The organism is Halobium salinum (assembly GCF_026586625.1).
Classification (GTDB): Archaea; Halobacteriota; Halobacteria; order Halobacteriales; family Haloferacaceae; genus Halobium; species Halobium salinum.
Genome location: NZ_JAODIW010000010.1, coordinates 417,966 through 441,391, shown reverse-complemented (window position 1 = coordinate 441,391; position 23,426 = coordinate 417,966). Strand labels below are relative to the sequence as shown.

Sequence of the window (23,426 nt, the reverse complement as noted above, 5' to 3'; positions counted from 1 at the left end):
CGCTCCTCGACGTGTGTGGCTCCCCGAGAGCGACCGCGTCGGCGAACGGGCGCGTCTCCGTCCGGCCGTGGGTCGAAAGCGTCGGAGCGGGTCGGGTCGGAACGCGGTCTACGTGCTGTCGCTGGAGTCGAGACCGAGCGCCGCGGCGTCGTCGAGCAGGCCCGCGCCGGACTCGTTGGCGGCGAGACCGATGTCCTCGGCCGTGTTCTTCAGCCGGGAGCGAATCTCCGTGTTGGTGTACCCCTGTGCCGCCAGCTGACCGGCCGCGCCGGCGACGTGCGGGCACGCCATCGACGTACCCGAGAATGTGGCGTAGCCGCCCGGGACCGTCGAGTAGATGTCCGTCCCCGGCGCGGCGATTTCGATTTCCGGCCCCTGCGAGGAGAAGTTCGAGAGACCGTCGCTACTGTTCGTGGAGCTGACGGCCATCACGGTGTCGTAGGCGGCGGGGTAGCCGACGCAGTCCGTACACGGTCCGGAGTTGCCGGCGGCGGCCACGAGGAACACGCCGTTGTTCACGGCGTACTGACACGCGTCTCGCAACGTCTGCGAACCGGAACTGCCGCCGAGGCTCAGGCTTCCGACGTCCCACCCCTGGTCCGCAGTGTACTCGACGCCGGCGGCGATGTCGGAGAACGACCCCGACCCGCACTTGTCCAGCACCTTGACGGCGTGGAGCGTGTTTTCGGTGGAGACGCCGACCACGCCCTGTGAGTTGTCGTCGCCGCTCGCGATGCCGGCGCAGTGGGTGCCGTGGTCGTTGTCGTCGTCCCACGACTGGTAGCAGGTGTTGTCGGCCGGCTTCGCCCCGTAGCGACAGCCGCCCTTCGTACTACACTGGACGAAGGACTTCCCCGAACCGAGGTTCGCCTGGAGGTCGGGGTGGTCGGAGTCGATGCCCGTGTCGATGATGGCGACGTCGGCACCGGCGCCCGTGTACCCGTTGCTGTGGGCGACCTCGGCGTCGACGCGGTCGACCCCCCACGGTGTCGACTGCGCCAGCGCGAACATCGTCCCGTTCTCCTCGACGTACCGCACGTTCGGGTTGTTCTCGAGGCCCTTCGCCGCCTTCGGGCTCGCCCGGATGGTAATGGCGTCGAAGGCGAACTCCCGAATCACGGAGTCCGCGGCCGAGCGCGCCGCGCTCCGCCCGGCCGACCCGGAGAAGCCGACGTTGAGTTCGACCGTCTCACCCTCCTTCGCGGTCGCGACACCCATCAGCCCGGTCGCCGCGACCGCGCCACCAGTTGCCCGAAGTACGTCACGCCGTGATGGTCCCGTGGTGTTGTGCACCATGACGCACGTGAAGATTTGCCACGAATAGTTAAATCTTCCCAATTAGTTCTTAGATTAAACCCGTTCGCTATTCGTTGCTCTACGGGAGACAGTAGATTCCACGTCTGTAGTTCGGAGAACTGACCGAGATGGTCGAGGAGACCGGACGACGGTGGGGCGTCCCGAGGACGAAAGGTGACGGTCGGCCGGGTTACGTGCTGTCGCTGGAGTCGAGGCCGAGCGCGGCGGCCGCGTCCAGGAGGCCCGCACCGGACTCGTTCTCGGCGAGGCCGATGTCCTCGGCCGTGTTCTTCAGCCGGGAACGAATCTCCGTGTTGGTGTACCCGTCGGCGGCGAGCTGACCGGCCGCGCCGGCGACGTGCGGGCACGCCATCGAGGTGCCGGACTTCTCGGCGTAGCCGCCCGGGACCGTGGAGTTGATGTTCGACCCCGGCGCGGCGATTTCGATTTCCGGCCCCTGCGAGGAGAACTCCGAGAGGCCGTCGCTGCTGTTCGTGGAGCTGACGGCCATGACGGTGTCGTAAGCGGCGGGGTAGCCGACGCAGTCCGTACAGGGCCCGGAGTTGCCGGCGGCGGCGACGAGGAACACGCCGTTGTCGACGGCGTACTGGCAGGCGTCCTTCAGCACCTGCGAACTCGAACTCCCGCCGAGGCTCATGCTCCCAACGTCCCACCCCTGGTCCGCAGTGTACTCGACGCCGGCGGCGATGTCGGAGAACGACCCGGAGCCGGCGCAGTCGAGCACTTTGACGGCGTGGAGCGTGTTGTCGGTGGAGACGCCGACCACGCCCTGCGAGTTGTCGGCGGCGCTCGCGATGCCGGCACAGTGGGTGCCGTGGTCGTTGTCGTCGTCCCACGGCTCGTTACAGGCGTTGCCGTTGCCGTAGAACGCACACGACCCGGTGAACCCGCCGGTGCCACAGTCGACGAACGCCTTCCCGGCGCCGAGGTTCGATTGGAGGTCGGGATGGTCGGAGTCGATACCGCTGTCGAGAATCGCCACGTCGGCGCCGGTCCCCTGCTCGCCGCTGGCGTGGGCGACCTCGGCGTCGACGCGGTCGACTCCCCACGGCGTCGACTGCGCGAGCGCTTCCATCGTTCCGTTCTCCTCGACGTATCTGACGTTCGGGTTCTTGCGGAGTCCCTTCAGCGCCTCTGCGGGGGCCGTCATGGTCAGCGCGTCGAAGGCGAACGTTCGCTTCACGTCGGTGGCAGCCTGCTCCGCGGCCCGACGCCCGGCCGGTGTGGAGAACCCGACGTTCACCTCGAGTTCGTCCGAGGGCTTCGCCGACGCCAACCCGGAGACGCCCGCGGTCCCGACGGCGCCACCGACGACTCGAAGTACGTTACGCCGACTCGTGTCATTGGTTTTGTCTCCCATGACGTGCGATAATCAGGCACGTCGTGTTTAAATCTTTCCAAATTAAATTATTTTTAATATCTTTGGCTTCCTCAGGAGCCTCACTACGCCGCGAAGGACACCCTTTTCGCGCTCGCCCTACTACCGAACTTCGTGCAAATCGTCGGGTACGACAGCGGGGCGGACGCCGGACTGTTGCTGAGCGGCGTCGCCGACGGGGGGAGTGACGAGGGAGGCGACACCCCCGCCGACCACTGGACCGCCGGCGTCGACGACGTGGCCTACGTCCCGCTCGACCCCGGCGCCGAACTCGCCTACTCCCTCGGGACGCGCCGCTGTGCCGGGACGTTCACCGACGCCGGCCACGTCGCCTGCGACGCGACGGACGCGCCGTACTGCCGCGACCACCGGAGCACGTGGGTGTGTGCCCGCTGCACGGGAACGTGTCTGAAGGACACGATGGACTGCTACGACGACCACGCGGTGTACCTCGCCGCTTTCGCGCCCGACCGGTTCAAGGTGGGCGTGACGAAGCTGTGGCGCCTCGAGACCCGCCTCCGTGAGCAGGGGGCCGACCGCGGGGCGCACGTCAGAACCGTCGCCAACGGCCGTATCGCTCGCGAAATCGAGGCCGGCATCGCCGAGTCGATTTCGGACGCCGTCCGCGTCCCGACCAAGCGCGACGGGCTCGGCTCGACCGTCGACGACGCGGCGTGGGAGTCACTGCTCGACGGGTTCGACCCCATCGAGACGTTCACGTTCGACTACGGTCTCGACCTCGCGGACCGCCCGGTCGCGGAGACCATCGCCAGCGGCACCGTCCGGGGGACGAAGGGCCGACTGCTCGTACTCGACCGCGGCGGGACCACCTACGCCGTCGACGTGCGGGACCTCGTGGGCTACGAGGTCGAGGCGGGGCCGAGCGAGCGCGACCTCCAGTCCAGCCTCGGCGCGTTCGGGTAGTCGACTCGACAGTCACACGCTCACCGCGTCACCGTCGTCGCCGGCAGGTCGTGGCTCCGGTCGCCGAAGGAGAGGCGGTGACCCCGGACCTCGAAGGAGTACTCGAAGACGAAGGAGCCGTCGACACAGAGCTCCGTCCCGTCCGCCGCGGCGCGGTCGACCTCGGAGTCGAAGAACTCGACCGTCACGACCCCCTCGCCGTCGGCCGGGACGCGCGCCGGGTCGACGTTCTTCGGCGGCTTCTCGAAGGCGGGCGCCCACGAGATGTTCCGAATCGTCGCGCCGTCCTCCGAGCGCCCGACCCGCACGTCGAGACCGTCCACGTCGATGTCGACCCACGAGTCGTTCTCGATGGTGAAGCGGAGTTCGGTCCCTTCGTGCCCCTCGGGGTCGACCGCCTCGACCGACAGGACCTCGATGTCGTCGGCGACGGGGCTGAACACCCGCTCGCCGTAGGCGTCGGAGAACCGGACGCCGACGATGGGGACGTACCGGAGCGTCCAGAACACCAGCCACACCGCGACCTTCGAGAGCAAGAAGAACATCCGGCCGGAGATGACGAGCGGGGTGCTCAAAGGTACACCGGCCCCCGACCCGAGAGCTGCAGCGGGACGAGAGGTGAATTCGCCCTCCGATGAACAACCCTTTTCGGCGAGGCCCGCGAAACGGGACCCATGCCGGAAGACGCAGACGAGAACGACGACTCGATTCCGACCCCCGACGAGGGGGCGGACGCCGAGAACGGCGACGAGAGCGAGGGCGAGGAGAAGTCCTTCCGCGAGCGCGTGGAGGAAATCCGTGAGCGACGCGAGCAGGAACGCGAGGAGGGCGAGGGCGGCGCCCCGCCGGGCCCGGGTGGGATGGGCGGCGGCCCGCCCGGCGGCATGGGCGGCGGGGGCGGCGGCGGCAACCCCTTCGCACAGATGATGAGCGGGATGATGGGCGGCGGCGGTCCGGGCGCCGGCCCCGGCGGCCCGCCCGGTGCGGCCGGCGGTCGCGGCGAGAGCGAGAGCGCGAGCAACGAGGAACTCGTCCGCGAGGTCCGACAGATGCGCGACGAGATGCGCGACCAGACCCGCGCGCTGAAGCGCATCGCCGACGCGCTCGAAGACCGCGACTGACGACGCCTGGGGTCGCCGACCCCCGACTTCTGTTGCTTCCACCTCTGTCCAGCCGCCAGCACGCCGTTGGTGGTGTGTAGTTAGACGTCTCACCGGGCTGGGACGTGAGAGCGACCGCCCACTGACCGTAGTTGAGTGGGACTTCCGATTCACCGATTCGGTCCCGACACCGCCGTCCTCCGTGACGATACACGACCACGCCGTTCCGCACAAGACATATGTCGGGTCCGTCACGACGGCGAGCCATGCCGTCCTCCAGACGAGCCCTCCTCGCCGCCGGCGCGTCGGCCCTCTCCGTCGGCTGTCTCGGCGCGACGAACGCCGACCCGACCGACCGAGAGTCGGAGACCGACCCGACTGGGACCGAGACCACCGAAGACGAACCCGCTCGCAGGTCGACCGACGACTGCACCCGCGGCGTCGACGTCGAAATCGCTCCGTTCGCCCCGGTCGAGGACCTGCCGACGCCGCTGACCGACGAGCGACGCCGAATCCTCGTCGCGGCGGTCGAGACGGGCGGACACGACGTGTCGAGTTACGGCCGCCAGCCGGTCGAGGACGGGACGCTGTTCGAACACGACGGCGCGTTCTACCGCGGGTCGGGGTCGATTACGGACAGCGAGACGGTGCCGGCCCGTCGGGTCGACCTCTCCTGGTCGCGCGAGCGGACCGCGCCCGCGAACGCGACGGTGTTCGAGTACGACGAGTTACCCGAACCGGACCGGGTCGCGCTCGACTACCTCGTGTTCGGCCCCGTCGGGAGCCGACCCGGCGGCCACCCGCGGGAGGGGCTGTCGGCGACCGACTCGCCCGCGCCGTTCCCGAACGTCGAGGACTCGACCCTCGTCGCCGAGGGCGGTGGCTGGGTCCGGTGGAAGGGTCGCGAGTACGAGGTCGAGGTGGGTCGCGAGGACTCGATGACCCGGCGGACTTACCGATTCACGACCAGGGAAGTCGCCCCCGACGCCGGCGCGTTCCGGTCGTGGGCGGCGGAACAGTATCTCTTCGCCGAATCGGCGCTGTCGCCGCCGGCCCGCCGAGCCGTCGAGCGCGCCGTGGCCGAGGACGGGTACCGCGACTGCGACGAACCCGAGTCGGAGACGACGGCGCTCCGGAAGTCGCTCCCGGCGTCGAAGGCGCTGCCGCGCTCCGGCGGTCGGTCGTGGTACGTCGCCGTCGACGGCGACCGACGTCGGGTCTCGCTACGGGAGTGGGTCGTCTGAGCCGTCTGCGTCGTCTGTGTCGTCTGCGTCGCGTGCGGGACGGCGGCTCGACAACGAACCGGCAGGCCCGCCGTGGCCTCGACGAACCGAGGACTCCGCGGTGACCCTCGGCGAACCGGGGACCCGCCGTGACCCTCACCGAACCGACTCGTACACCGCCGCGAGGTCGTCCACGGCACGGTCGACGCTGAGTTCCTCGCGGCGGGCGAGACAGGACTCCCGGAGCGCCTCGCGTTCGCCGAGGGTGCGCTCGATGGCGTCCGCGAACCCCGCCACGTCCCCCTGGTCGTAGTGGTAGCCGGTGACGCCGTCGACGACCGTGTCGGCGAGGGCGCCGCTGTCGACGCCGACGACGGGGGTCCCGCAGGCGTTCGCCTCCAGCGCGACGAGGCCCTGGGTCTCGACCGGGCTGGGAAAGAGGAAGGCGTCGAGGGCGGCGTAGAACGCCGGGAGTTCCTCCCGGTCGAGGAAGCCGAGGAAGCGGGCGTCGACGCCGCGCTTCTCGGCGCGGGCTTCGAGACCGGCGCGCGCGGGTCCGTCGCCGCCGAAGACGAGCGTGGCGTCGATGTCGGCCTCGGCGACCGCGTCGACCACGTCGCCGAGACACTTCTCGTAGCCGTGACGGCCGGTGTACCCGACCAGCGGGCCGTATCCGAGCTCGTGGCGGGCGCGGAACTCGCTCGACTCCACGGGGCGGAACCGGTCGGTGTCCACGCCGTTCGAGACGACCGTGACCGGCGTGTCGACGCCCACCACCTCCCGTAGGTGGCGCTTGGTCGAGCTACTCGGCGCGAGGACGGCGTCGGCCCGGTCGAAGAACCAGCGCTCGTAGCGCTCGCTCAACCCCTCGATTCGCTGCTCGAAGCGGTCGCGACTGGTCAGGTACGTCGCGTACTCTGCCGTCGGCGTGTGGTAGTTGGCGACGACGGGCACGTCCTCCCGGTGGGCGAGCCGGAGCCCCGCCATCCCCAGCGCGAACGGCGTGTGGGCGTGGACGAGGTCCACGTCCGCGACCTCACGGGGGACCGAGGGGACGCCGAACCGAAACCCCTCGTAGAAGGGGAAGGGGAGGCTCCGCACGGGGTACTCGCCGTCGACCGGCTCGTGGCCGTCGGCGTCGGGGTACACCACGTCCATCCGACCGCCGCGGGCCCGCCACCGGTCGCGCCAGGTCTGTACCGTGTAGGACACGCCGTTGACCGTCGGGAGGTACGTGTCCGTGAATGCCGCGACCGCGTCCATCGTCGCTACGTTCTGGGAGAACGACTTAATGGCTTCCGTCTCGCGGGCGGGGCCGGGGGCGCTGTCGTTCGTCCCCGGCTTCCGGGGGTCGGTCGGCGGCGGAACGGCTTTCCCCGCGGTCCGACGACTGCCCGGCGTGTCCTCAGCAGGTTCCCCGAGTGACTCGACGAACGTGACTCCGACTTCGGACCGGTCACGGTGGAGACCGCAGCGCCTGTCGGCGGCCCTCTCGGGACCGCTGACGCTTCTCTCGGCGGGAGTGTATCTCTACGGCGTGGGCCGCGTCGACTGGCTCTTCGTCGCGGTCGGCGCCGCCGTAACCCTCGTCTCGGGGACGGTCCTCGCGCGGTCGACGCTCGGTCGCTACCTCCAGTCGGGGTTCGAGCGAATCGGCGTCGTCGGCCGCGTGGCCGTCATCGCGGTGGTCGCGGTCGCAGTCTGGACCGCCTTGTTCGCACTCGAACCCCCGGTCGTCCCGGCTCTGAGCCTCGTCGCCGGGGCGACGTCGGCGTTGCTGCTCGTCGAACTCTCCCGGCTCCTCACGGCCGAGGACTCGCCGGTCGAGTGAGACGCCGGCTTCCGTCTTGTCGGCTGATTGAAGATACGCTATTGTGTGTCACTATCGTATCGGTGCACGATGGGGGAACACAGCGACGAAATCGTCCGCCGGCGCCTCTCGACCGAGGAGAAGAGTCCTGGAGCGGCGATTGCAGAGGTCGTCGCCGACCTGGAGGGTGTCGACGCCGGGACGCTCCCGCCGATATACAGCCGCATCGACGGCGTTCTCGGCGACGTGTTCTCCGACCCACCCGAGGCCGAGGCCCAGATGGAAGTCGTGTTCACCTACCGGGGATACCGGGTGACGGTCGGGCAGGACGGCGCGGCGGAGTTCGTGAAGGTCGGGTGAGTCGGGAGGCGACGGTCACCGTGCCGGGTCACGTCCGGCCGTCTAGCACGTCCTCGTAGGCTTCGACCAGTCGCTCGCCCACTCGCTCTAGGGAGTGTTCCGCGGCCGTCTCTCGGGCGTTCTCGCCGATTCGCCGGCGCAGGTCGGGGTCGCCGGAGAGGCGGTCGAGGGCGTCGAGGTACTCCTCGTGGGTCGAACAGAGGATGCAGTCCTCGCCGTCGGTAAAGTACTCCCGGAAGACGGGGATGTCGCTGAGCACGACCGGCTTCCCGCAGGCCATCGCTTCGAGCACGACGAGGCCTTGGTTCTCGTCCTTCGTCGGAAACAGGAACACGTCGCCGGCGCCGAAGGCGGCCCGCGGGTCGTCCATCCACCCGGAGAAGGTGACGTTCTCGGGCGGGTTTTCCGTCCAGCGCTCGACGGTCGCAGAGGCGTGTGGCCCGTCGTCGACGTGGCCGAACCAGACGAAGTCGTGGTCGGCGTCCTGTGCGAGTTCACAGAACTGTGTGAGGCCCTTGCGCTCGAAGACGCTCCCCACGGCGAACACGACCGTCCCGTCGAGGTCGAAGCGCTCGCGAGTCTCCTCGCGGAGGGACTCGAACCCCTCCAGCCGCGAGAGGTCGACGCCGTTGCTCATCGGGCGGATGGGGGCGTCGACGGGGTACGCTTCGAGGTTGCGCTTCGTGTACTCGCTCGGACAGAGCACGAGGTCGGCCTGCGAGTAGAACCACTTCAGGTACTTCCCGAGCGCCGGGGCGACCTGGGTCGACCCGCGGAAACTCTCGGCGAAGTCTTCGCGCGTCACGTGTGCGTGGAGCACCAGCGGCCGGTCGTGGAGGGCGGCGTGCCGGGCCACGGTGAGGGAGCCGGGGCCGATGAGGTTGCAGTGGGCCACGTCGTAGTCGACGACCGCTCCGCCCCCGCCGAAGAGCCCCGTCGCGGCGCCCCGAACCGGGTCGCCGCCGCGCCACGGCGAGGTGACGACCTCGACGCCCTCGACCGACGCGAGCGCCGCGCGCTGCTGGTCGGTGGAGGTGCCGATGCCGCTTCGCTCCAACTGCGAGGCGAGTTCGAGGTAGTTCAGGACGCGCATCGCGTTCTGTTTGTGGGTCGTGTATTCGGTGCTTGAGCGTACCGACTTTTCCGGAACGGTGGTGTGGACGGCCTCGTCCAGCATTTGTGTAGCTACGACCACCTTCGGAAGCCCCCGGACGCGCCAGTCGCGCGCCTCGCTGTGCTCCTCGTCGCTCACTTCGTTCGCGCCTGCGGTGCTTGCGTCGTCACCAGAACGCTCCGCGTTCTGGTTGGCTCACGAGAGCAACGCTCTCGTGAACGTCGTGCTTCCCGGCGCGTCCGGCCCCTTCCGGAGTCCCACCCCGTTGTCTGTCGAACCGAGCGTCGTTCGGCGGAAATCCGGGGGTCGCGCCGATTCGTCCGCCGTTCAGAAGTAGTCCGCCAACCGTTCGGCGGCCTCGTCGGCGCGGGGGGTGACCAGCGCGAAGCGGAGCCAGTCCGAGCGCGATTCGCCGAACGCCTCGCCGGGCATGCCGGCGACGCCCGCCTCGTCGATGAGGCGCTGTACGTTCTCCATCGTGCCGGGGAACCCGTCGAAGCGGGCCATGACGTAGAACGCACCGTCCGGCGTGGTGTACTCGGCGCCGGCGGCGTCGAGCGCGTCGGTGAAGGCGTCGATGCGCTCGCGGAGCATGTCGCGGGTCTCCTCGTAGTACTCGGCGGGCGTCCCCTGGAGGGCGTCGAGCACGGCCTGCTGAGCCGGGCGGCTGGCCGAGATGTTGACCAGCATGTGCCGGGTCTTGGCTGCCTCGACGAGGTCGTGGGGGAAGACAGCGTACCCGACGCGGAAGCCCGTAATCGCCATCGACTTCGAGAAGCCACTGGTGACGACTCGGTGGTCGGAGTCGACGGAGAGGGCGGACTCGAACCGGCCGGAGTAATCGAAGTGGTCGTACACCTCGTCGGCGACGAGCAGGGCGTCATACTCCTCTGCGACGTCCGCGAGTTCGCGCATCGTGTCGGGACCGTACACCGCGCCCGTCGGGTTGTTGGGGGTGTTGACGACGATGCAGGCGGTGTCCTCGCTGGCGACCTCGCGCACGTCGGCGGCGTCGAGTCGACCGCGGTCGTCGACGGGGACGAACGTCGCGCGGCCGCCGAGCATCGAGGTCTTGCCGGGGTAGTAGGGGTAGACGGGGTCGGTCAGAATCACCTCGTCGCCGGCGTCGCGTTCGAGCGCGCGAGCCATCGCGAGGTAGTTCGCCTCGGCGGTGCCGACGGTGACGACGACCTGCGCCGCGTCGACGTTGCGGCGCTCGGCGATCTCCTCGCGCAGGCCACGGAGCCCCTCGCTCGGCGGGTACTGAAACGCCTCGGTCGGTGCGTCGGCGTACTCGTGGAGACCGTCGCGGAGGGCTGGCGGGGCGTCCCAGTCGGGGTTGCCGCTGACCATGTCGACGACGTCGCGGTCGGCCCGGGCCGCGTACTGCATCACGCGAAAGAACAGGGGCTCGTCGTACTCCATGTGGTGACTGCTGGCGCCGACTACCTGTGCCTTTCCCCACGGGGGTCCGTGTCACACCGTCGGAACCGTTATGTTCTACCCGTGATACGAGTCGGGAGAGGACGACCGATGACTCGACTCGCCTGATTTCTGTCGCCGTCACCCGCACCGCTCCGCGGCCGAGTCGGCCGTCTCCCCCGCCGGAGCGGCGGCGCCGGGGCGTCGACCGCCACCGACCGACCAGCGCCGACGCCCGCGGTCGCACCCGTCGGAACGTATCGACCGACCCTCGCCGCCGCTCCGCCGCGGTCCCTCCCGAGCCGTCGGGGGCACGACCGCGGACCGCCCACAGACCGCCCACGACACGCAGACCACAGACACGGATGTCACACCACACGCCCGACGACGACGACGACACGTTCGAAGACCAACGCGCCCGCGTCGACCAACCCATGCGCCGGCTGTTCGACGAGTACGGCCGGGAGAATTGGCTCCCGCTCACGGTGGGGCTGCTCGCCAGCGTCGGCGCCCACGTGCTCGCGCTCGTGCCGCCGTTCGTGCTCGGCGCGGCCGTCGACGCGTTCTTCACCGGCCCGCCGCAGCCGTTCTCGCTCCCGCTGGTGCCGGACTGGCTGGTCCCGGCGAGCCCCGTCGGCCAGTTCTGGTTCTCCGCGGCCGTCATCGCGGTGACCTTCGCCGGCAGTGCGATTTTTACGTGGGTGAAGGGCTGGGGCCTGAACGAGTTCGCCCAGTCCATCCAGCACCAGGTGCGCGTCGACACCTACGGCGCGATGCAGCGCCTCGACCTCGGCTTCTTCGCCGACAAGCAGACCGGCGAGCTGATGAGTATCCTGAACAACGACGTCAACCGACTGGAGCAGTTCCTCAACGGCGGGCTGTTCGTCGCGTCGATGATTGCCACGACCGTCGTCGGCGTCGTCGGGTTCCTGTTCTACCTGAATCCGCAGTTGGCCGTCGTCACGATGGTGACGGTGCCGGTCGTCGGCGTCTTCACCCACAAGTTCGTCCAGCGCATCCAGCCGATGTACGCCGAGGTCCGCTCGACGGTCGGTCGGCTCAACTCCAGGCTGGAGAACAACCTCGGCGGCATCGAGGTCATCAAGGCGTCGAACGCCGAGGGATACGAGTTCGACCGCGTCGAGGACTCCTCCGGGGAGTACTACGACACGAACTGGAAGGCCATCAAGACCCGTATCACCTTCTTCCCCGGCCTGCGGCTGACGGCCGGTATCGGGTTCGTCCTCACCTACGCCCTGGGGGGTCTCTGGGTGTTCAGCGGCCCGCCGCTGTTCTTCTCCGGGGACCTCTCGGCCGGGGAGTTCGTCGCGTTCGTCTTCCTCTCCCAGCGGTTCATCTGGCCGCTGGCGCAGTTCGGCGAACTGGTGAACATGTACCAGCAGGCCGTGGCCTCCTCGGAGCGAATCTTCGGGCTGATGGACGAGCCCGGGAACCTCGCGCAGGACGAGGACGCTCCCGACCTCGTCGTCGACGAGGGCCGCGTGGAGTACGACGGCGTGCGCTTCACCTACGAGGGCGACGCCGCCGAGGTCGAGGACCCCGTCGTCGACGACGTGTCCTTCGACCTCCCCGGCGGCGACACCCTGGCGCTCGTCGGGCCGACCGGCGCCGGGAAGTCCACGCTCCTGAAGCTCCTGCTCCGGTTCTACGATGTTGACGACGGGAGCATTCGCGTCGACGGCCAGGACATCGCCGAGGTGAACCTCGGGAGCCTCCGTCGACACGTCGGCTACGTGAGCCAGGAGACGTTCCTCTTCGCCGGCACGGTGGCCGAGAACCTGCGGTACGGCTCTTTCGACGCCACGGAGGACGAGGTCGTCCGAGCCGCGAAGGCCGCACAGGCTCACGAGTTCATCACCGACCTCGACGACGGCTACGACACCGAGGTCGGCGAGCGCGGCGTCAAACTCTCCGGCGGCCAGCGCCAGCGCGTCGGCATCGCGCGCATCCTCCTGCAGGACCCGGAACTCCTGATTCTGGACGAGGCCACGAGCGACGTGGACACCGAGACGGAGATGCGCATCCAGGAGAGTTTGGACCGTCTCACCGAGAACCGCACGACGCTCGCCATCGCCCACCGCCTCTCCACGGTCAAGGACGCGGACACCATCCTCGTCGTCGAGGACGGCCGCGTCGTCGAGCGCGGGAGCCACGACGAACTGCTGGCGGAGGACGGCCTCTACGCCGACCTCTGGGGGGTGCAGGCGGGCGAGTTGGAGACGATTCCGGGTCTCTGAGCCTTCGGGGTCCGCCGCCGCCTCGACGGGTCTGCTTTTCACCGAACGACGCGAGCCGACCAGCCGGTGGGTGGGACTCCGGAAGGGGCCGGCGTCTCGGCGACTCCGACGACGCAAGCACCACAGCCGAGTGAGCGTAGCGAACGAGGCGAGGCGCGCAGCGAGTCAGCGGAGCCGAGACGTCGGGGGCTTCCGAAGGTCACTGTGACCGTGGACCCCCGCCACGACGACTCGGATTCGCACGATTCACGCCGCACCTTCATACACCACTCACCCGAACCACGACCCATGAGAGAGTTCGCGGACGACCCCCCGATAGAGGAGCGAGTCGGCGACGCGTTACGAGAATCGAACGCCACCGTCGCGGTCGCCGAGTCCTGCACCGGCGGCCTCGTCGGCTCCCTGCTCACCGACGTCCCCGGCTCCAGCGACTACTTCGACCGCTCGCTGGTCACCTACTCCTACGACGCCAAGCGCGCGCAACTCGCGGTCCCGCGGGAGGCCCTCGACGCCCACGGCGCCGTCAGCGAACCGGTCGCCGGGGCGATGGCGCGCGGCGTGCGCGACGTGGCCGATACGACCTGGGGGTTGGCGACGACCGGCATCGCCGGCCCCGACGGAGGAAGCGGCGAGAAGCCCGTCGGCACCGTCTTCGTCGGCGTCGCCTACGCCGCGCCGTGGGGGTCCGGCGAGTCGTTCTCGCGCGTCGAACGCCACGAGCACGACGGCTCGCGGGTCGAGGTGAAAGAGCGGATAGCGCGCGGGGCGCTCGAGACCCTGCTGGAGAGGGTCGAAAAACGGTCCTGAACGCGGGACGGCGACTCGAAACGTTTGTACCACCTCCCCCGAGAGTCCCGAGAAGATGAACAAGCGCGGTCACGTGCTGAACGCGGTGCTCCTGGCGGTCGGCATCGGCTACGTGCTGGAGCCGAGCGGCGACACGCCGACGTTCGTGACAATCGCCGAGATTTCGGTGCCCATCGTCCTCGGTGCGTTGTTCCCGGACGTGGACACGGCGTTCGGCAAGCACCGGAAGACGCTCCACAACCTGCTCGTGCTGGGAATCTTCCTCGCGTACCCGGTCGTCTTCGGCAACCTCCAGTACGTCTGGGTCGGCGTGCTCACCCACTACGTGCTCGACCTGCTCGGGAGCAGACGCGGTATCGCCCTGTTCTACCCGCTGGAGAAGGAGTACAGCCTCCCGTTCGGGGTGCCGGTGAGCAGCAACTGGGCCGACGCGGTGACGTTCGCCGTGACGGTCGTCGAGGTCCTCGCCTTCGCGTTCGTCCACTACTACGTCCTTCCCCTCGACGCGACCCAGCAGGCGCTCGCGGCGGTCGGTGCGGTCGGCGTGTAGTGAGTGGGTAGTCAGTAGCTCGCCACGTCGTCGAAGCGGTTCTCGTAGGCGACGTGGCGCGGGTGGGTCGGCTCCATCCCGGAGAGAAAGAGGCGGTCGAGCTTCCCCCACGAGTTCTCGTAGCCGAGGTGGGCGAACTCGAGGAGACTCCGGAGACGGTGGCTCGCGCCCGAGCGCCTGACGACGCGACGGTCGGCACCCTCGCGGAGCGCCGAGACGAGGTCGGCCACGGTGTCGATGGCGCGGTCGAACTCGGTCCACGCCTCGCCGACGGTCGAGCGGAGGTGGGCGTACGAGGAGCCGAAGCCGGGGAGCCCCACGTCGCGGGCGACCGACAGCGCGCGGCGGTTCGCCCGGAACTGGCACTTGGCGTTGTACACCTCGACGGCGTCGATGACGTCCGCGTGGGCCGCCACGTCCGCGCGCGAGAGGCTCACGTTTAGGAACTCCGGGTGGGGGACCAGCGTCGCGGCGCCCTGCCGCTCGAACTCCGCCAGCGCGGCGTCCAGTTCGATGAAGTCCGGCACCGGGTCGTCGAGGCCGACGGCGAGGACGTGCTTGCGGTCGCGCCACGAGCCGGTGAACACCTCGCGGGCGGGCACCACGAGGAGGTCGTCGTCGGTGAAGCGGGCGGCCGCCTCCCGGATGTCGGGCAGTCGGACGAAGTGCGGCGCGTAGACGAGCACGTCGAGACCGCGGGCCTTCGCACGCGAGACGACGCGCTCGTCGAGGAGCTTCACGTGCACGTCGACGCGGCTCGTCGTGGACCTCGTCACGCTCCGCACTGCGACAGGCGGTCGCTTAGGGGTTACTGTTCGGAACGGCGAACGGTTCGCCGAAGTGGGGTACTCGACCGTCGAGAGAGTCGGGGACCCGAGGAAAACGGTTATACGACCCGCCTGACGAGTGGGGGAACATGAGCCGCTGGGTCTGTGGCGTCGACGGCTGTCAGGGTCGCTTCGAGGACGTCGAGGCCGCCATCGTCCACCAGACGAACGAGCACGACCGCCACCAGTGTAAGGTGTGTGGCACCGTCGTCCCGGAGGGGTACTTCGCGATTCGACACGCGTTCAACGAGCACACGCGCGCGGAGTACGTCAGGGCGTACGACGCCGACTCCTCGGCCGTCCGCGAACGCGAACGGGTGAAGCGGGAGATCGAGACCGACCTCGACCTCCAAGCGGTGTTCGAACGCCTCGACGCCGACGTGGACGTCGACCTCGACTGACGGCCCCCGACACGCCAGAGGCGTCATCCGGTTCTCCCGTCCTCGCATCTCCCGTCCGGGAGCTACAGCGACGGAGAGACCCATCTGAAGCCGTTCCGGGACTCGACAACGACGACACAAGTTCTTTACTCAGCACAGAATAAATCTTTAGAGGGGTGGCCCCGTAGCACGGAGTATGAGAACCATCGGAGTTCGAGAGGGGGAACGCGAGCCCACCCTCATCGAGAAGCCGCGGCCCGACCCGAGCGACGGGGAGGCGCTCGTCCGGACCCTGCGCGTCGGTGTCGACGGGACCGACCACGAGGTCATCGCTGGCGGCCACGGCGGGACGCCCGCGGGCGACGACCACCTCGTGCTCGGCCACGAGGCCGTCGGACAGGTCGTCGACTCCAACGGAACCGCCCTCTCCGAGGGCGACGTGGTCGTTCCGACCGTCCGACGACCGCCCAACGGCGGCAACGAGTACTTCGAGCACGGCGAGGCCGACATGGCGCCGGAGGGGAGCTACCACGAGCGCGGCATCGTCGGCGCTCACGGGTTCATGGCGGAGTACTTCACCAGCCCGGCCGAAGACCTGGTCAGGATTCCGGCGTCGCAGGCCGACCTCGGCTTCCTCATCGAGCCCATCTCCATCTCGGAGAAGGCGTTCGAACTCGCCGAGACGTCGCGTTCGTCGTTCACCTGGGAACCCGAGTCCGCGCTCGTGCTCGGCAACGGGAGTCTGGGCCTGTTGACGCTCGCGATGCTCGACCGCGACGACCGCTACGAGCGCCTCTACTGTCTGGGACGCCGCGACCGCCCGGACCCGACCATCGACATCATGGAGGACCTCGGGGCGACGTACGTCGACTCCCGAAAGACGCCTGTCGACCGGATGCCCGAGGTGTACGAGCACGTCGACTTCGTCTACGAGGCGACGGGGTACGCGCGTCATCCGTTCCAGTCGGTACAGGCGCTCGCGCCCAACGGCGTGGCCGCCCTACTGGGCGTTCCCGGCCCGGGTGAGTTCGAGGTCGACGCCGGCGCGTTCCACAGCGAGATGGTGCTGCACAACAAGGCGATGGTCGGGAGCGTCAACTCGGGTCGGCGGCACTTCGAGGCCGCCTCGCGGTCGCTGCTCGAACTCCCGCGCCGCTTCCTCGACGACCTCGTCACCGGAGTGTACGACGTGAGCGAGTTCGAGCGGGCGTTCGACGATGGGGACACCGTTATCAAAACGGCCGTCGAATTCGGCACGTATGAAGAACGTTGACGACCTGATCGCCAGCGCGGCGGAGTTGGCCGAGCGCGGACTCTCGAAGGGCGAAATAGCCGACGAGTTGAACGTCTCGCGGGAGACGGCGAGCTGGCTGGTCGAGCGGTCGGGTGCGACGAGCGAGCCGAGTTCGGGCGAGGAACCGGTGACCACCGGGAGCGGCGGCCCCGACGACATCCACGTCGACTGGAGCGCCATCGGCCGGGACTCGAAGCGCCTCACCTCGGTCGGGCGGACGCTCGCGGACTTGATGGCCGGCGACGACCGGAGCGTCGACCTCACCGTCGGCATCGAGAAGGCGGGCGTCCCGCTCGCCACCGTCGTCGCGAACGAACTCGACACCGACCTCGCGGCCTACGCCCCCCGCAAACACCAGTGGGAGGAGGGGGACATCGAGGACCTCGGCGGCAGCTTCTCGCGGAACTTCGCGCAGGTGCGCGGGCGGGACTGCTACATCGTCGACGACACCATCACGAGCGGGACGACGATGCGCGAGACCATCGAAGCGGTGCGCGAGGCCGGCGGCAACCCGGTCGCCTGCGTCGTGCTCGTGGACAAGCAGGGCGTCGACGAGGTGGACGGCGTCCCCGTCGACTCGCTCATCAACGTCGTGCGCGTCGGCGCCGAGTCCGACGAGTAACCCGGCGGCACGGGGTTCGACGAACGACCCGGCGCCACCGAGCGCGACGAGTGTCCGCGCGTCACCGCGGCTCGCAGTCGCTCTTGCCGGTCGCTTTCGGGATTCGACCCCACGACGCAACCCCTTTGAGTGCCGGCCACCTATCCGACGCCATGACGTTCCAGCCCGAGAGCGACATGACCCAGGAGGACGTCCAGCAGCGCGTCGACGAGGCCATCGCGGAGAACGAGGTGGTGCTGTTCATGAAGGGGAACCGGCTCATGCCCCAGTGTGGCTACTCTCAGCGCGCCCTCGAACTCGTCTCGAAGTACCGCGAGGAGTTCGAGACGGTGGACGTGCTCCCGGCGCTGGACCAGTTCCGCGTCGCCCTCAACGAACACAGCGGTTGGGAGACGACGCCGCAGACGTACGTGAACGGCGAGTTCGTCGGCGGGAGCGACATCCTCGCCGAACTCGACGAGCGCGGCGAACTCGGGGCGACCCTCTCCGGAAACTGAACCGGCGCGTCGCACCGACCCCGAGAGCCGGGGAGAAAGCGGCAGGCGTCACCGCCTCGAAAGCCCCATAAGGCTACGCGCCGTACCGTACCGCAGACCCGGTCAGGGAACCGCGCAGCAGCGGACCGTACAACAGCGGGCGTCGCAGTCACCTCAACGCACACACCATGTCAGGCCGCGTATATCGACTTCACTCGACTCTGGAACTGCCCCTTGAAGACCTCGAAGCGTTCCTCGAGAACGACCCCGACCTCCCGCCGGAGATCGACGACATCGACCTCACCCGGCGGAACAACACCCTCATCATCAAGGCCATCGCCGCCGACGACAGCCTCTCGAAGTACACCCCGACCGCCCAGCTGAAAGCGAGCGTCACCGAGACGCGGGTGTACGAGGAGGAGCCGCCGCGCGCCGGTGGCCCCCAGTGGGGTGAGGAGGAGGAGGAGATTCCCTCGGAGCTCGTGGAGTTCGCCTGCTTCAAGGGCGACCGCGAGACCGTCCTCCAGAACACCGCCCTCCAGTACCCGATGTTCCTCGTCCTCCAGGAGATCGCCCGACAGTCCGAGAAGGGGACGCTGACGGCCATCACCGAACTTGACGGGGAGCTCACCGCCACACGCATCGTCGAGGGCGAGCCGCGTCCGGCGAGCGTCGAGGTCGTCGAGAGCCCCTCGAAGAACGGCGGCGAGAACGGCGGCGTCGACTGGCGGAACAACAAGTTCATCAGCTAATCGGCACGACTCTCCGGGCCGGCGAATCCGACGTTTTCGACGGTCTCGCGCCACGAGAGTCGGTCACACGCGACACGCGATAGCCGCAAGGCATTTCAACCCTCTCCTAATCAGATGTAATTACAGCTCATGCCAGAGAACTTCCCCGACTACCTCGACGTCGACTACACCGACGGCGAGGGCGAGAGCGCCGAGGATTACCCGAGCATCGAGCACAAGATCGAGAAGGCCATCGAGGTCACCAAGACGGGGCTCGAACAGTACGAGAACCCGGCCGTCATGTGGACCGGGGGGAAGGACTCCACGCTGACGCTCTACTTCGTGAACGAGGTCGCCGACCGCTTCGACCTCGAGAAGCCGACGACCGTCTTCATCGACCACTACCAGCACTTCGACGAGCTGTTCGACTTCGTCGAGCGCTGGGCCGACGAGTGGGACCTCGACGTCGAGTACGCCCGCAACACCAACGTGGGCGAGTACGTCGAGGAGAACGACCTGACGCCCGGCGACGACATCCCGGTGTCGGAGCTCTCGGAGCACAACCAGCACCACATCCGGAACATCCTCGAGTACGAGGAGGACACGTTCCCGTTCCTGCTCGACACCTACGTCGGCAACCACCTGCTGAAGACCGTCGCGCTCAACGACGCGCTGGAGGAGCACGACATCGACGGCATCATCTCGGGCATCCGCTGGGACGAACAGGAGGCCCGCGCCGACGAGACGTTCTTCTCGCCGCGTCACGACCCCGAAATCTACCCGCCTCACGACCGCATCCAGCCGATTCTGCAGTTCGACGAGGCCGACGTCTGGGAGACGTTCTGGCACTTCGTCGTGCCCGAGTCCGTCGAGGAGTACCCCGACGAGGGGTACGTCCCGCAGAGCTACGACGACCTGCCGAACGGGCTGACCCACGAGGACATCCCCGTCTCGCCGAAGTACTTCGAAGGGTTCCGCTCGCTGGGTAGCGAGGTCTCCACCGACAAGACGGAGTCCACGCCCGCCTGGCTGCAGGACCTCGACAACACGACCGAGCGCGCGGGCCGCGCCCAGGACAAGGAGGACCTGATGGAGCGCCTGCGCGACCTCGGCTACATGTAGGGAACGGCGGGCGACCCCCGTCTCACTCGGCACCTCGTTTCTTCGACTCGACACCACCCGGTCCGTGCGCGAGCCGTGTCACTGACACGCCCTGTCAGCGGAAAGGGATATGTCCTCGCCCGTCGATGACTGCCCCATGAGCACCGTGTTCCCCGAGTACGTCACGGTCGACTACGAAGACGGTCAGGGTGGCTCCGCGAGCGACTACCCGAGCCTCGCGGACAAGATGGAGAAGGCCGCACAGGTCGTCGCCGTCGCCCTCGAACAGTACGAGCGGCCCGCGGTCATGTGGACCGGCGGGAAGGACTCCACGCTCGTCCTCTACGTCGTCCGCGAGGTCGCCCGCGAGCAGGGCGTCGCGGTGCCGCCGGTCGTGTTCATCGACCACTTCGAGCACTTCGACGAGACGGTCGACTTCGTCGAACGCTGGGCCGACCGCTGGGACCTCGACCTGCGGTACGCGCGCAACGCCGACTTCGTCGAGATGGGCGCCCAGCCCGGCGACGAGATACCCGTCGCCGACCTGGACGAGGTCAACCGCCGCGAACTCGACCGCCTCGAGTACGAGGGTGACACGCTCGTCCTCGACGCCGACACTTTCGAGGGGAACCACCTGCTGAAGACGGTCGCGCTCAACGAACTCCTCACCGAGGCGGGGTTCGACGGCGTGTTCTCCGGCGTGCGCTGGGACGAACAGGAGGCCCGCGCGACGGAGACGTTCTTCTCGCCGCGCCACGACTCCGAGAAGTACCCGCCCCACGACCGCGTCCACCCCATCCTCCAGTTCGACGAGCGCGCGGTCTGGGACGCCTTCTGGCACTTCGTCGTCCCCGACGCCGTCGAGGGGTACCCCGAGGGATACGTCCCCGAGACGGTGGGGGACCTCCCCGAGGGCGTCACCCCCGAGGACCTCCCCGTCTCGCCCAAGTACTTCGAAGGGTTCCGGTCGCTGGGCACCGAGTCCGGGTCCGGCGAGGCGTCGGACCGGCCCGCCTGGATGCAGGATTTGGAGGGGTCGACCGAGCGCGCGGGCCGCGCTCAGGACAAGGAGGGCGTGATGGAGCGACTGCGCGACCTCGGCTACATGTGACGTAGGTCGACGTCACCCCCAACCCGCCGGCGCCGCGCTCAGACCGCCCACGCTTCTATCGGGAACTCCCCCGACTGCGTCTCGTCGTCGTCCGGGAGGACGTACTGTTCCCACTCCCGACTCGTCGGGTCGCCGTAGTCGCCTACGTCCGGGTGGAGCGGGGCGTCGTCGTAGTCGGCCAGTCGCTCGCGAATCACTCGGCGCGCCTCCCGTCCGGCCTCGGTGTCGCCGGTGAGCCCGTCGAACACCCAGCGCGGCTGGACGGTCAGCTCCAGCCCGTGAGGGGTGTGTCTACTGTGGCGCCGCTCGTAACAGGGTGCCCGAGCGACGACGAACAGCGGCTCGCCCGCGAAACAGAACTCCCACTCGGGGTCGGCAGGGTCCTCGGGCACCGTCTCGGGCCACGGCGCCGGGTCGTGGCGGTGGAGGTAGTCGAGGAGCCCCCACACTCGGTCCCGGACGCCTTCGACCGTCGACGCCCCCGCCGTCGGCTCGAAGAAGACCGCCAGTGCTGTCACGTCGGCGATGGCGGGAGCCTCGTCGAGGTAGGCCTCCAGCCCCTCCGCGACCGTCGACCGGCCCGCCTCCGTCGACGCGTCGTGTGCGAAGAGGTACCGGAGGTCGCCGCGGCGGTGGGCGTCGACCGCGAAGTAACAGGGAAAGGGAACGTCGCCGTCGGTCATCGTCCGGTGGAACGACCCGTAGCGCGTCGCCTGCCAGTCGGGGAGGGCGTCGTCGGCGATAGCCGAGTCGAGTTCGGCTCTCGTCAGCGGCGTACTCATTCGTCGGAACGCAGGGACCGACGTGGAAAAGCGCGCGGGCTGTGGATACAGGCGTCCCGGTGACGGGCGTGCTAGTCCGCCTCCGGACGGCCCTCCTGAACCGACGCGAGTGCCACGTCGGTTTCCGCCGGGACACGGAGGTCGATGGGGGTGAGCGTATGTCCGCTCGCGACGCCCGCGGCGGAGCACGCCGAGACCGCGACGACGGCGTCGCGGTCGGCCCGGAACGTGACGGCGTCCCCCGCCTCGGCCGGGCTCTCCCGGACGTCGAAGTAGGTCTGGTCGGTGACGGTCGATTTCTGGAATAGGTTCATGGTGTCGGGCACCCGGACGTCCAATCCGTACGCGTCGAGAGCGAGCGAGAGGTTCTCCCGGCAGCCGCCCGGCTCGTTCTGGACCCCCTCGCCGGTGGGGCGGTCGGTGAGCATCCACGCGGTACAGGGGCCGAACATGACGTCGTGGACGCCGCAGTCGTCGGCGACGATGGTCAGAAGTGGGTCGCCGTCGGTCGCGTAGAGCGGGTCGCCCGTCGAGAGCCTGAGTTTCCCGTTCACGTCGCGGGTGTAGGACTGTTCGAACCGGACGGCCGGGTCGGCGCGGTCGAAGGCGACGAGGTCGGCCACCTGCCGCGGTTCGGGGGTGACGACCGCCACCTCGTCGCCGGCGGCGAGCGCGAAGGCCGCTCCGCTCTTCGGTGGGATGCGGTGTCGGTCTGCGTCCATAGCCGACCGTCGGGCGGGCCGGGCAAAACCGACCGGGCCGTTACGTCGAGGCCGCGTCGCCGGCGGCCGTCGAACCACAGCCCCTATTACCGAATCGTCGCCTACTCGGCGTCATGACCGCGAACACGGACGGCGACGTCGGCGCCGAGACGACCATGAGCGACACGGACGCCCCGGCCGACGACGCCAGCGGGGCCGGCCGCGACTGGGTCAGCCTCTTCTCGGGCGGCAAAGACTCCTCGTGGGCACTGTATCGCGCTCTGGAGTCCGACTTGAACGTCTCTCGACTCCTGACCGTCCACCCGGACGGCGACTCGTACATGTACCACGTCCCACACACCCGCCTCGCGCGTCTCGTCGCCGAGAGCGTCGGCATCGAGCTGGTCGAAGTCGAACCGAACGACTTCGAGGCCGAGTCGACCGTCGACTCGAGTGCCCAGGGCGACGCGGAACTCGAGCCGCTGGAGGCCGCCCTCCGCGACCTGCAGGAAGAGCCCGATATCGACCTCGCGGGCGTCACCGCCGGCGCCGTCGAGAGCGAGTTCCAGACCTCGCGCATCGAGGGGATGTGCGAGCGGCTCGACATCGACCTGTTCGCGCCGCTGTGGCAGCGCGACCCCCGTGAGTTGGGCGAGGAGATGCTCGACGACGGGTTCGAGATTCTGGTCGTGCAGGTCGCCGCCGCCGGCCTCGACGAGTCCTGGTTGGGGCGCACGCTCGACCGCGAGGCGCTCGACGAACTGACGGCGCTCCACGAGGAGTACGGTGTCCACGTCCTCGGTGAAGGCGGGGAGTTCGAGACGCTCGTCGTCGACGGACCCCACATGAGCCGACGCCTCGACGTAGCGTACGACACGGTGTGGGAGGGGACCCGCGGCTACGTCGAGGTGACCGACGCGCGACTGGAGTGACGGGAAATCAGGCGGTGGGTTGATGCAGCGTTCCCTGAACGGGGGCCCTGCGACCGAGCCGGAAAGTGCGTGCGGAAGGGACCCGCGACTGCATCGAACCGACGCCCGACTGGACCGATATCGATTGGGGGGTGTCGTTCCCCGTCGACTGTGAAGGCACAGCATACCGGTGCGTGAGAGAAAGACTCTCGCATGGGTCGTGACGA

General features: G+C 68.8%; 25 protein-coding genes. 16 read left to right on the top strand and 9 right to left on the bottom strand.

What is annotated here, in order from left to right; all coding sequences use genetic code 11:
- Nucleotides 1-108 precede the first annotated feature (108 nt).
- Both N5095_RS20855 and N5095_RS20850 read right to left on the bottom strand, forming a co-directional pair.
- Entirely contained in the window at nt 109-1,296 is a 1,188-nt protein-coding gene (locus tag N5095_RS20855) for a S8 family serine peptidase (protein ID WP_267625112.1), read from the bottom strand.
- 190 nt (nt 1,297-1,486) lie between these two features.
- Nucleotides 1,487-2,677 (bottom strand): S8 family peptidase, encoded by a 1,191-nt coding sequence (locus tag N5095_RS20850; RefSeq protein ID WP_308203547.1) that lies wholly within the window; start codon nt 2,675-2,677, stop codon nt 1,487-1,489.
- Between the two features lie 132 nt (nt 2,678-2,809).
- On the opposite strand from N5095_RS20850, the gene N5095_RS20845 reads away from it, so the two are divergent.
- Nucleotides 2,810-3,619, top strand: a complete 810-nt coding sequence (locus tag N5095_RS20845; RefSeq protein ID WP_267625111.1) for a DUF2797 domain-containing protein — start codon at nt 2,810-2,812, stop codon at nt 3,617-3,619.
- 20 nt (nt 3,620-3,639) lie between these two features.
- Here N5095_RS20845 and N5095_RS20840 read toward each other — a convergent pair whose 3' ends face one another.
- Nucleotides 3,640-4,194, bottom strand: coding sequence for a hypothetical protein (locus tag N5095_RS20840; protein WP_267625110.1), 555 nt, complete (start codon nt 4,192-4,194; stop codon nt 3,640-3,642).
- A 99-nt stretch (nt 4,195-4,293) separates the two neighbouring features.
- Here N5095_RS20840 and N5095_RS20835 point away from each other — a divergent pair, with 99 nt between their 5' ends.
- Nucleotides 4,294-4,740: a hypothetical protein gene (locus tag N5095_RS20835; RefSeq protein WP_267625109.1), complete on the top strand. Its 447-nt coding sequence runs from the start codon at nt 4,294-4,296 to the stop codon at nt 4,738-4,740.
- A gap of 245 nt (nt 4,741-4,985) precedes the next feature.
- Nucleotides 4,986-5,963 carry a hypothetical protein gene (locus N5095_RS20830; protein WP_267625108.1) on the top strand — a complete coding sequence of 326 codons (978 nt, stop codon included), beginning with the start codon at nt 4,986-4,988 and terminating at the stop codon, nt 5,961-5,963.
- A gap of 135 nt (nt 5,964-6,098) precedes the next feature.
- Here N5095_RS20830 and N5095_RS20825 read toward each other — a convergent pair whose 3' ends face one another.
- Nucleotides 6,099-7,205: a glycosyltransferase gene (locus N5095_RS20825; protein WP_267625107.1), complete on the bottom strand. Its 1,107-nt coding sequence runs from the start codon at nt 7,203-7,205 to the stop codon at nt 6,099-6,101.
- Nucleotides 7,206-7,377: 172 nt separating this feature from the next.
- Here N5095_RS20825 and N5095_RS20820 point away from each other — a divergent pair, with 172 nt between their 5' ends.
- On the top strand, nt 7,378-7,773 hold the full coding sequence (locus N5095_RS20820) for a hypothetical protein (RefSeq protein ID WP_267625106.1): 396 nt from the start codon (nt 7,378-7,380) through the stop codon (nt 7,771-7,773).
- 69 nt (nt 7,774-7,842) lie between these two features.
- Nucleotides 7,843-8,112, top strand: coding sequence for a HalOD1 output domain-containing protein (locus N5095_RS20815; RefSeq protein WP_267625105.1), 270 nt, complete (start codon nt 7,843-7,845; stop codon nt 8,110-8,112).
- Nucleotides 8,113-8,140: 28 nt separating this feature from the next.
- Here the strand turns inward: N5095_RS20815 and N5095_RS20810 are convergent, their stop codons facing one another.
- Together N5095_RS20810 and N5095_RS20805 are read right to left on the bottom strand one after the other, a co-directional pair.
- Nucleotides 8,141-9,205: a glycosyltransferase family 4 protein gene (locus N5095_RS20810; protein WP_267625366.1), complete on the bottom strand. Its 1,065-nt coding sequence runs from the start codon at nt 9,203-9,205 to the stop codon at nt 8,141-8,143.
- A 348-nt stretch (nt 9,206-9,553) separates the two neighbouring features.
- Entirely contained in the window at nt 9,554-10,651 is a 1,098-nt protein-coding gene (locus N5095_RS20805) for a pyridoxal phosphate-dependent aminotransferase (RefSeq protein ID WP_267625104.1), read from the bottom strand.
- A gap of 362 nt (nt 10,652-11,013) precedes the next feature.
- On the opposite strand from N5095_RS20805, the gene N5095_RS20800 reads away from it, so the two are divergent.
- The 3 genes from N5095_RS20800 to N5095_RS20790 all read left to right on the top strand — a co-directional run bounded on the left by N5095_RS20800 (nt 11,014) and on the right by N5095_RS20790 (nt 14,263).
- Nucleotides 11,014-12,906 (top strand): ABC transporter ATP-binding protein, encoded by a 1,893-nt coding sequence (locus N5095_RS20800; RefSeq protein WP_267625103.1) that lies wholly within the window; start codon nt 11,014-11,016, stop codon nt 12,904-12,906.
- 288 nt (nt 12,907-13,194) lie between these two features.
- On the top strand, nt 13,195-13,713 hold the full coding sequence (locus N5095_RS20795; protein WP_267625102.1) for a CinA family protein: 519 nt from the start codon (nt 13,195-13,197) through the stop codon (nt 13,711-13,713).
- Nucleotides 13,714-13,768: 55 nt separating this feature from the next.
- Nucleotides 13,769-14,263 carry a metal-dependent hydrolase gene (locus N5095_RS20790; RefSeq protein WP_267625101.1) on the top strand — a complete coding sequence of 165 codons (495 nt, stop codon included), beginning with the start codon at nt 13,769-13,771 and terminating at the stop codon, nt 14,261-14,263.
- Between the two features lie 11 nt (nt 14,264-14,274).
- On the opposite strand, the gene N5095_RS20785 is transcribed toward N5095_RS20790, so the two are convergent.
- Nucleotides 14,275-15,009 (bottom strand): PHP-associated domain-containing protein, encoded by a 735-nt coding sequence (locus N5095_RS20785; protein WP_390203727.1) that lies wholly within the window; start codon nt 15,007-15,009, stop codon nt 14,275-14,277.
- A 170-nt stretch (nt 15,010-15,179) separates the two neighbouring features.
- Between N5095_RS20785 and N5095_RS20780 the strand changes: the two genes are divergently transcribed.
- The 7 genes from N5095_RS20780 to N5095_RS20750 all read left to right on the top strand — a co-directional run bounded on the left by N5095_RS20780 (nt 15,180) and on the right by N5095_RS20750 (nt 20,805).
- A complete protein-coding gene (locus N5095_RS20780) occupies nt 15,180-15,491 on the top strand; it encodes a DUF7565 family protein (RefSeq protein WP_267625099.1) in 312 nt (103 codons plus the stop codon).
- 175 nt (nt 15,492-15,666) lie between these two features.
- The gene (locus N5095_RS20775; RefSeq protein WP_267625098.1) at nt 15,667-16,743 is read left to right on the top strand and encodes a glucose 1-dehydrogenase; all 1,077 of its coding nucleotides are present in this window, start codon (nt 15,667-15,669) and stop codon (nt 16,741-16,743) included.
- Nucleotides 16,730-17,386, top strand: coding sequence for a transcriptional regulator GfcR (gene gfcR, locus N5095_RS20770; protein WP_267625097.1), 657 nt, complete (start codon nt 16,730-16,732; stop codon nt 17,384-17,386). The genes N5095_RS20775 and gfcR overlap by 14 nt, the downstream gene beginning before the upstream one ends.
- A 152-nt stretch (nt 17,387-17,538) precedes the next feature.
- Nucleotides 17,539-17,883: a glutaredoxin family protein gene (locus N5095_RS20765; RefSeq protein WP_267625096.1), complete on the top strand. Its 345-nt coding sequence runs from the start codon at nt 17,539-17,541 to the stop codon at nt 17,881-17,883.
- A gap of 167 nt (nt 17,884-18,050) precedes the next feature.
- Nucleotides 18,051-18,614, top strand: a complete 564-nt coding sequence (locus N5095_RS20760; protein WP_267625095.1) for a DUF7110 family protein — start codon at nt 18,051-18,053, stop codon at nt 18,612-18,614.
- Nucleotides 18,615-18,743: 129 nt separating this feature from the next.
- Nucleotides 18,744-19,715, top strand: a complete 972-nt coding sequence (locus tag N5095_RS20755) for a phosphoadenosine phosphosulfate reductase family protein (protein ID WP_267625094.1) — start codon at nt 18,744-18,746, stop codon at nt 19,713-19,715.
- Between the two features lie 136 nt (nt 19,716-19,851).
- A complete protein-coding gene (locus tag N5095_RS20750; protein WP_267625093.1) occupies nt 19,852-20,805 on the top strand; it encodes a phosphoadenosine phosphosulfate reductase family protein in 954 nt (317 codons plus the stop codon).
- A gap of 38 nt (nt 20,806-20,843) precedes the next feature.
- Here N5095_RS20750 and N5095_RS20745 read toward each other — a convergent pair whose 3' ends face one another.
- Together N5095_RS20745 and N5095_RS20740 are read right to left on the bottom strand one after the other, a co-directional pair.
- A complete protein-coding gene (locus tag N5095_RS20745) occupies nt 20,844-21,587 on the bottom strand; it encodes a YqcI/YcgG family protein (protein ID WP_267625091.1) in 744 nt (247 codons plus the stop codon).
- A 71-nt stretch (nt 21,588-21,658) separates the two neighbouring features.
- Nucleotides 21,659-22,309 (bottom strand): urea carboxylase-associated family protein, encoded by a 651-nt coding sequence (locus N5095_RS20740; protein WP_267625090.1) that lies wholly within the window; start codon nt 22,307-22,309, stop codon nt 21,659-21,661.
- A 155-nt stretch (nt 22,310-22,464) separates the two neighbouring features.
- Between N5095_RS20740 and N5095_RS20735 the strand changes: the two genes are divergently transcribed.
- On the top strand, nt 22,465-23,220 hold the full coding sequence (locus tag N5095_RS20735) for a diphthine--ammonia ligase (RefSeq protein ID WP_267625365.1): 756 nt from the start codon (nt 22,465-22,467) through the stop codon (nt 23,218-23,220).
- The last annotated feature ends 206 nt before the right edge of the window (nt 23,221-23,426 follow it).

Coding starts and splice junctions, on each gene's coding strand:
- N5095_RS20855 (WP_267625112.1), bottom strand. CDS start 1,296: ATGGTGCACAACACCACGGGACCATCACGGCGTGACGTACTTCGGGCA.
- N5095_RS20850 (WP_308203547.1), bottom strand. CDS start 2,677: ATGGGAGACAAAACCAATGACACGAGTCGGCGTAACGTACTTCGAGTC.
- N5095_RS20835 (WP_267625109.1), top strand. CDS start 4,294: ATGCCGGAAGACGCAGACGAGAACGACGACTCGATTCCGACCCCCGAC.
- N5095_RS20830 (WP_267625108.1), top strand. CDS start 4,986: ATGCCGTCCTCCAGACGAGCCCTCCTCGCCGCCGGCGCGTCGGCCCTC.
- N5095_RS20825 (WP_267625107.1), bottom strand. CDS start 7,205: ATGGACGCGGTCGCGGCATTCACGGACACGTACCTCCCGACGGTCAAC.
- N5095_RS20815 (WP_267625105.1), top strand. CDS start 7,843: ATGGGGGAACACAGCGACGAAATCGTCCGCCGGCGCCTCTCGACCGAG.
- N5095_RS20810 (WP_267625366.1), bottom strand. CDS start 9,205: ATGCGCGTCCTGAACTACCTCGAACTCGCCTCGCAGTTGGAGCGAAGC.
- N5095_RS20805 (WP_267625104.1), bottom strand. CDS start 10,651: ATGGAGTACGACGAGCCCCTGTTCTTTCGCGTGATGCAGTACGCGGCC.
- N5095_RS20800 (WP_267625103.1), top strand. CDS start 11,014: ATGTCACACCACACGCCCGACGACGACGACGACACGTTCGAAGACCAA.
- N5095_RS20795 (WP_267625102.1), top strand. CDS start 13,195: ATGAGAGAGTTCGCGGACGACCCCCCGATAGAGGAGCGAGTCGGCGAC.
- N5095_RS20790 (WP_267625101.1), top strand. CDS start 13,769: ATGAACAAGCGCGGTCACGTGCTGAACGCGGTGCTCCTGGCGGTCGGC.
- N5095_RS20780 (WP_267625099.1), top strand. CDS start 15,180: ATGAGCCGCTGGGTCTGTGGCGTCGACGGCTGTCAGGGTCGCTTCGAG.
- N5095_RS20775 (WP_267625098.1), top strand. CDS start 15,667: ATGAGAACCATCGGAGTTCGAGAGGGGGAACGCGAGCCCACCCTCATC.
- gfcR (WP_267625097.1), top strand. CDS start 16,730: ATGAAGAACGTTGACGACCTGATCGCCAGCGCGGCGGAGTTGGCCGAG.
- N5095_RS20765 (WP_267625096.1), top strand. CDS start 17,539: ATGACGTTCCAGCCCGAGAGCGACATGACCCAGGAGGACGTCCAGCAG.
- N5095_RS20760 (WP_267625095.1), top strand. CDS start 18,051: ATGTCAGGCCGCGTATATCGACTTCACTCGACTCTGGAACTGCCCCTT.
- N5095_RS20755 (WP_267625094.1), top strand. CDS start 18,744: ATGCCAGAGAACTTCCCCGACTACCTCGACGTCGACTACACCGACGGC.
- N5095_RS20750 (WP_267625093.1), top strand. CDS start 19,852: ATGAGCACCGTGTTCCCCGAGTACGTCACGGTCGACTACGAAGACGGT.
- N5095_RS20745 (WP_267625091.1), bottom strand. CDS start 21,587: ATGAGTACGCCGCTGACGAGAGCCGAACTCGACTCGGCTATCGCCGAC.
- N5095_RS20740 (WP_267625090.1), bottom strand. CDS start 22,309: ATGGACGCAGACCGACACCGCATCCCACCGAAGAGCGGAGCGGCCTTC.
- N5095_RS20735 (WP_267625365.1), top strand. CDS start 22,465: ATGAGCGACACGGACGCCCCGGCCGACGACGCCAGCGGGGCCGGCCGC.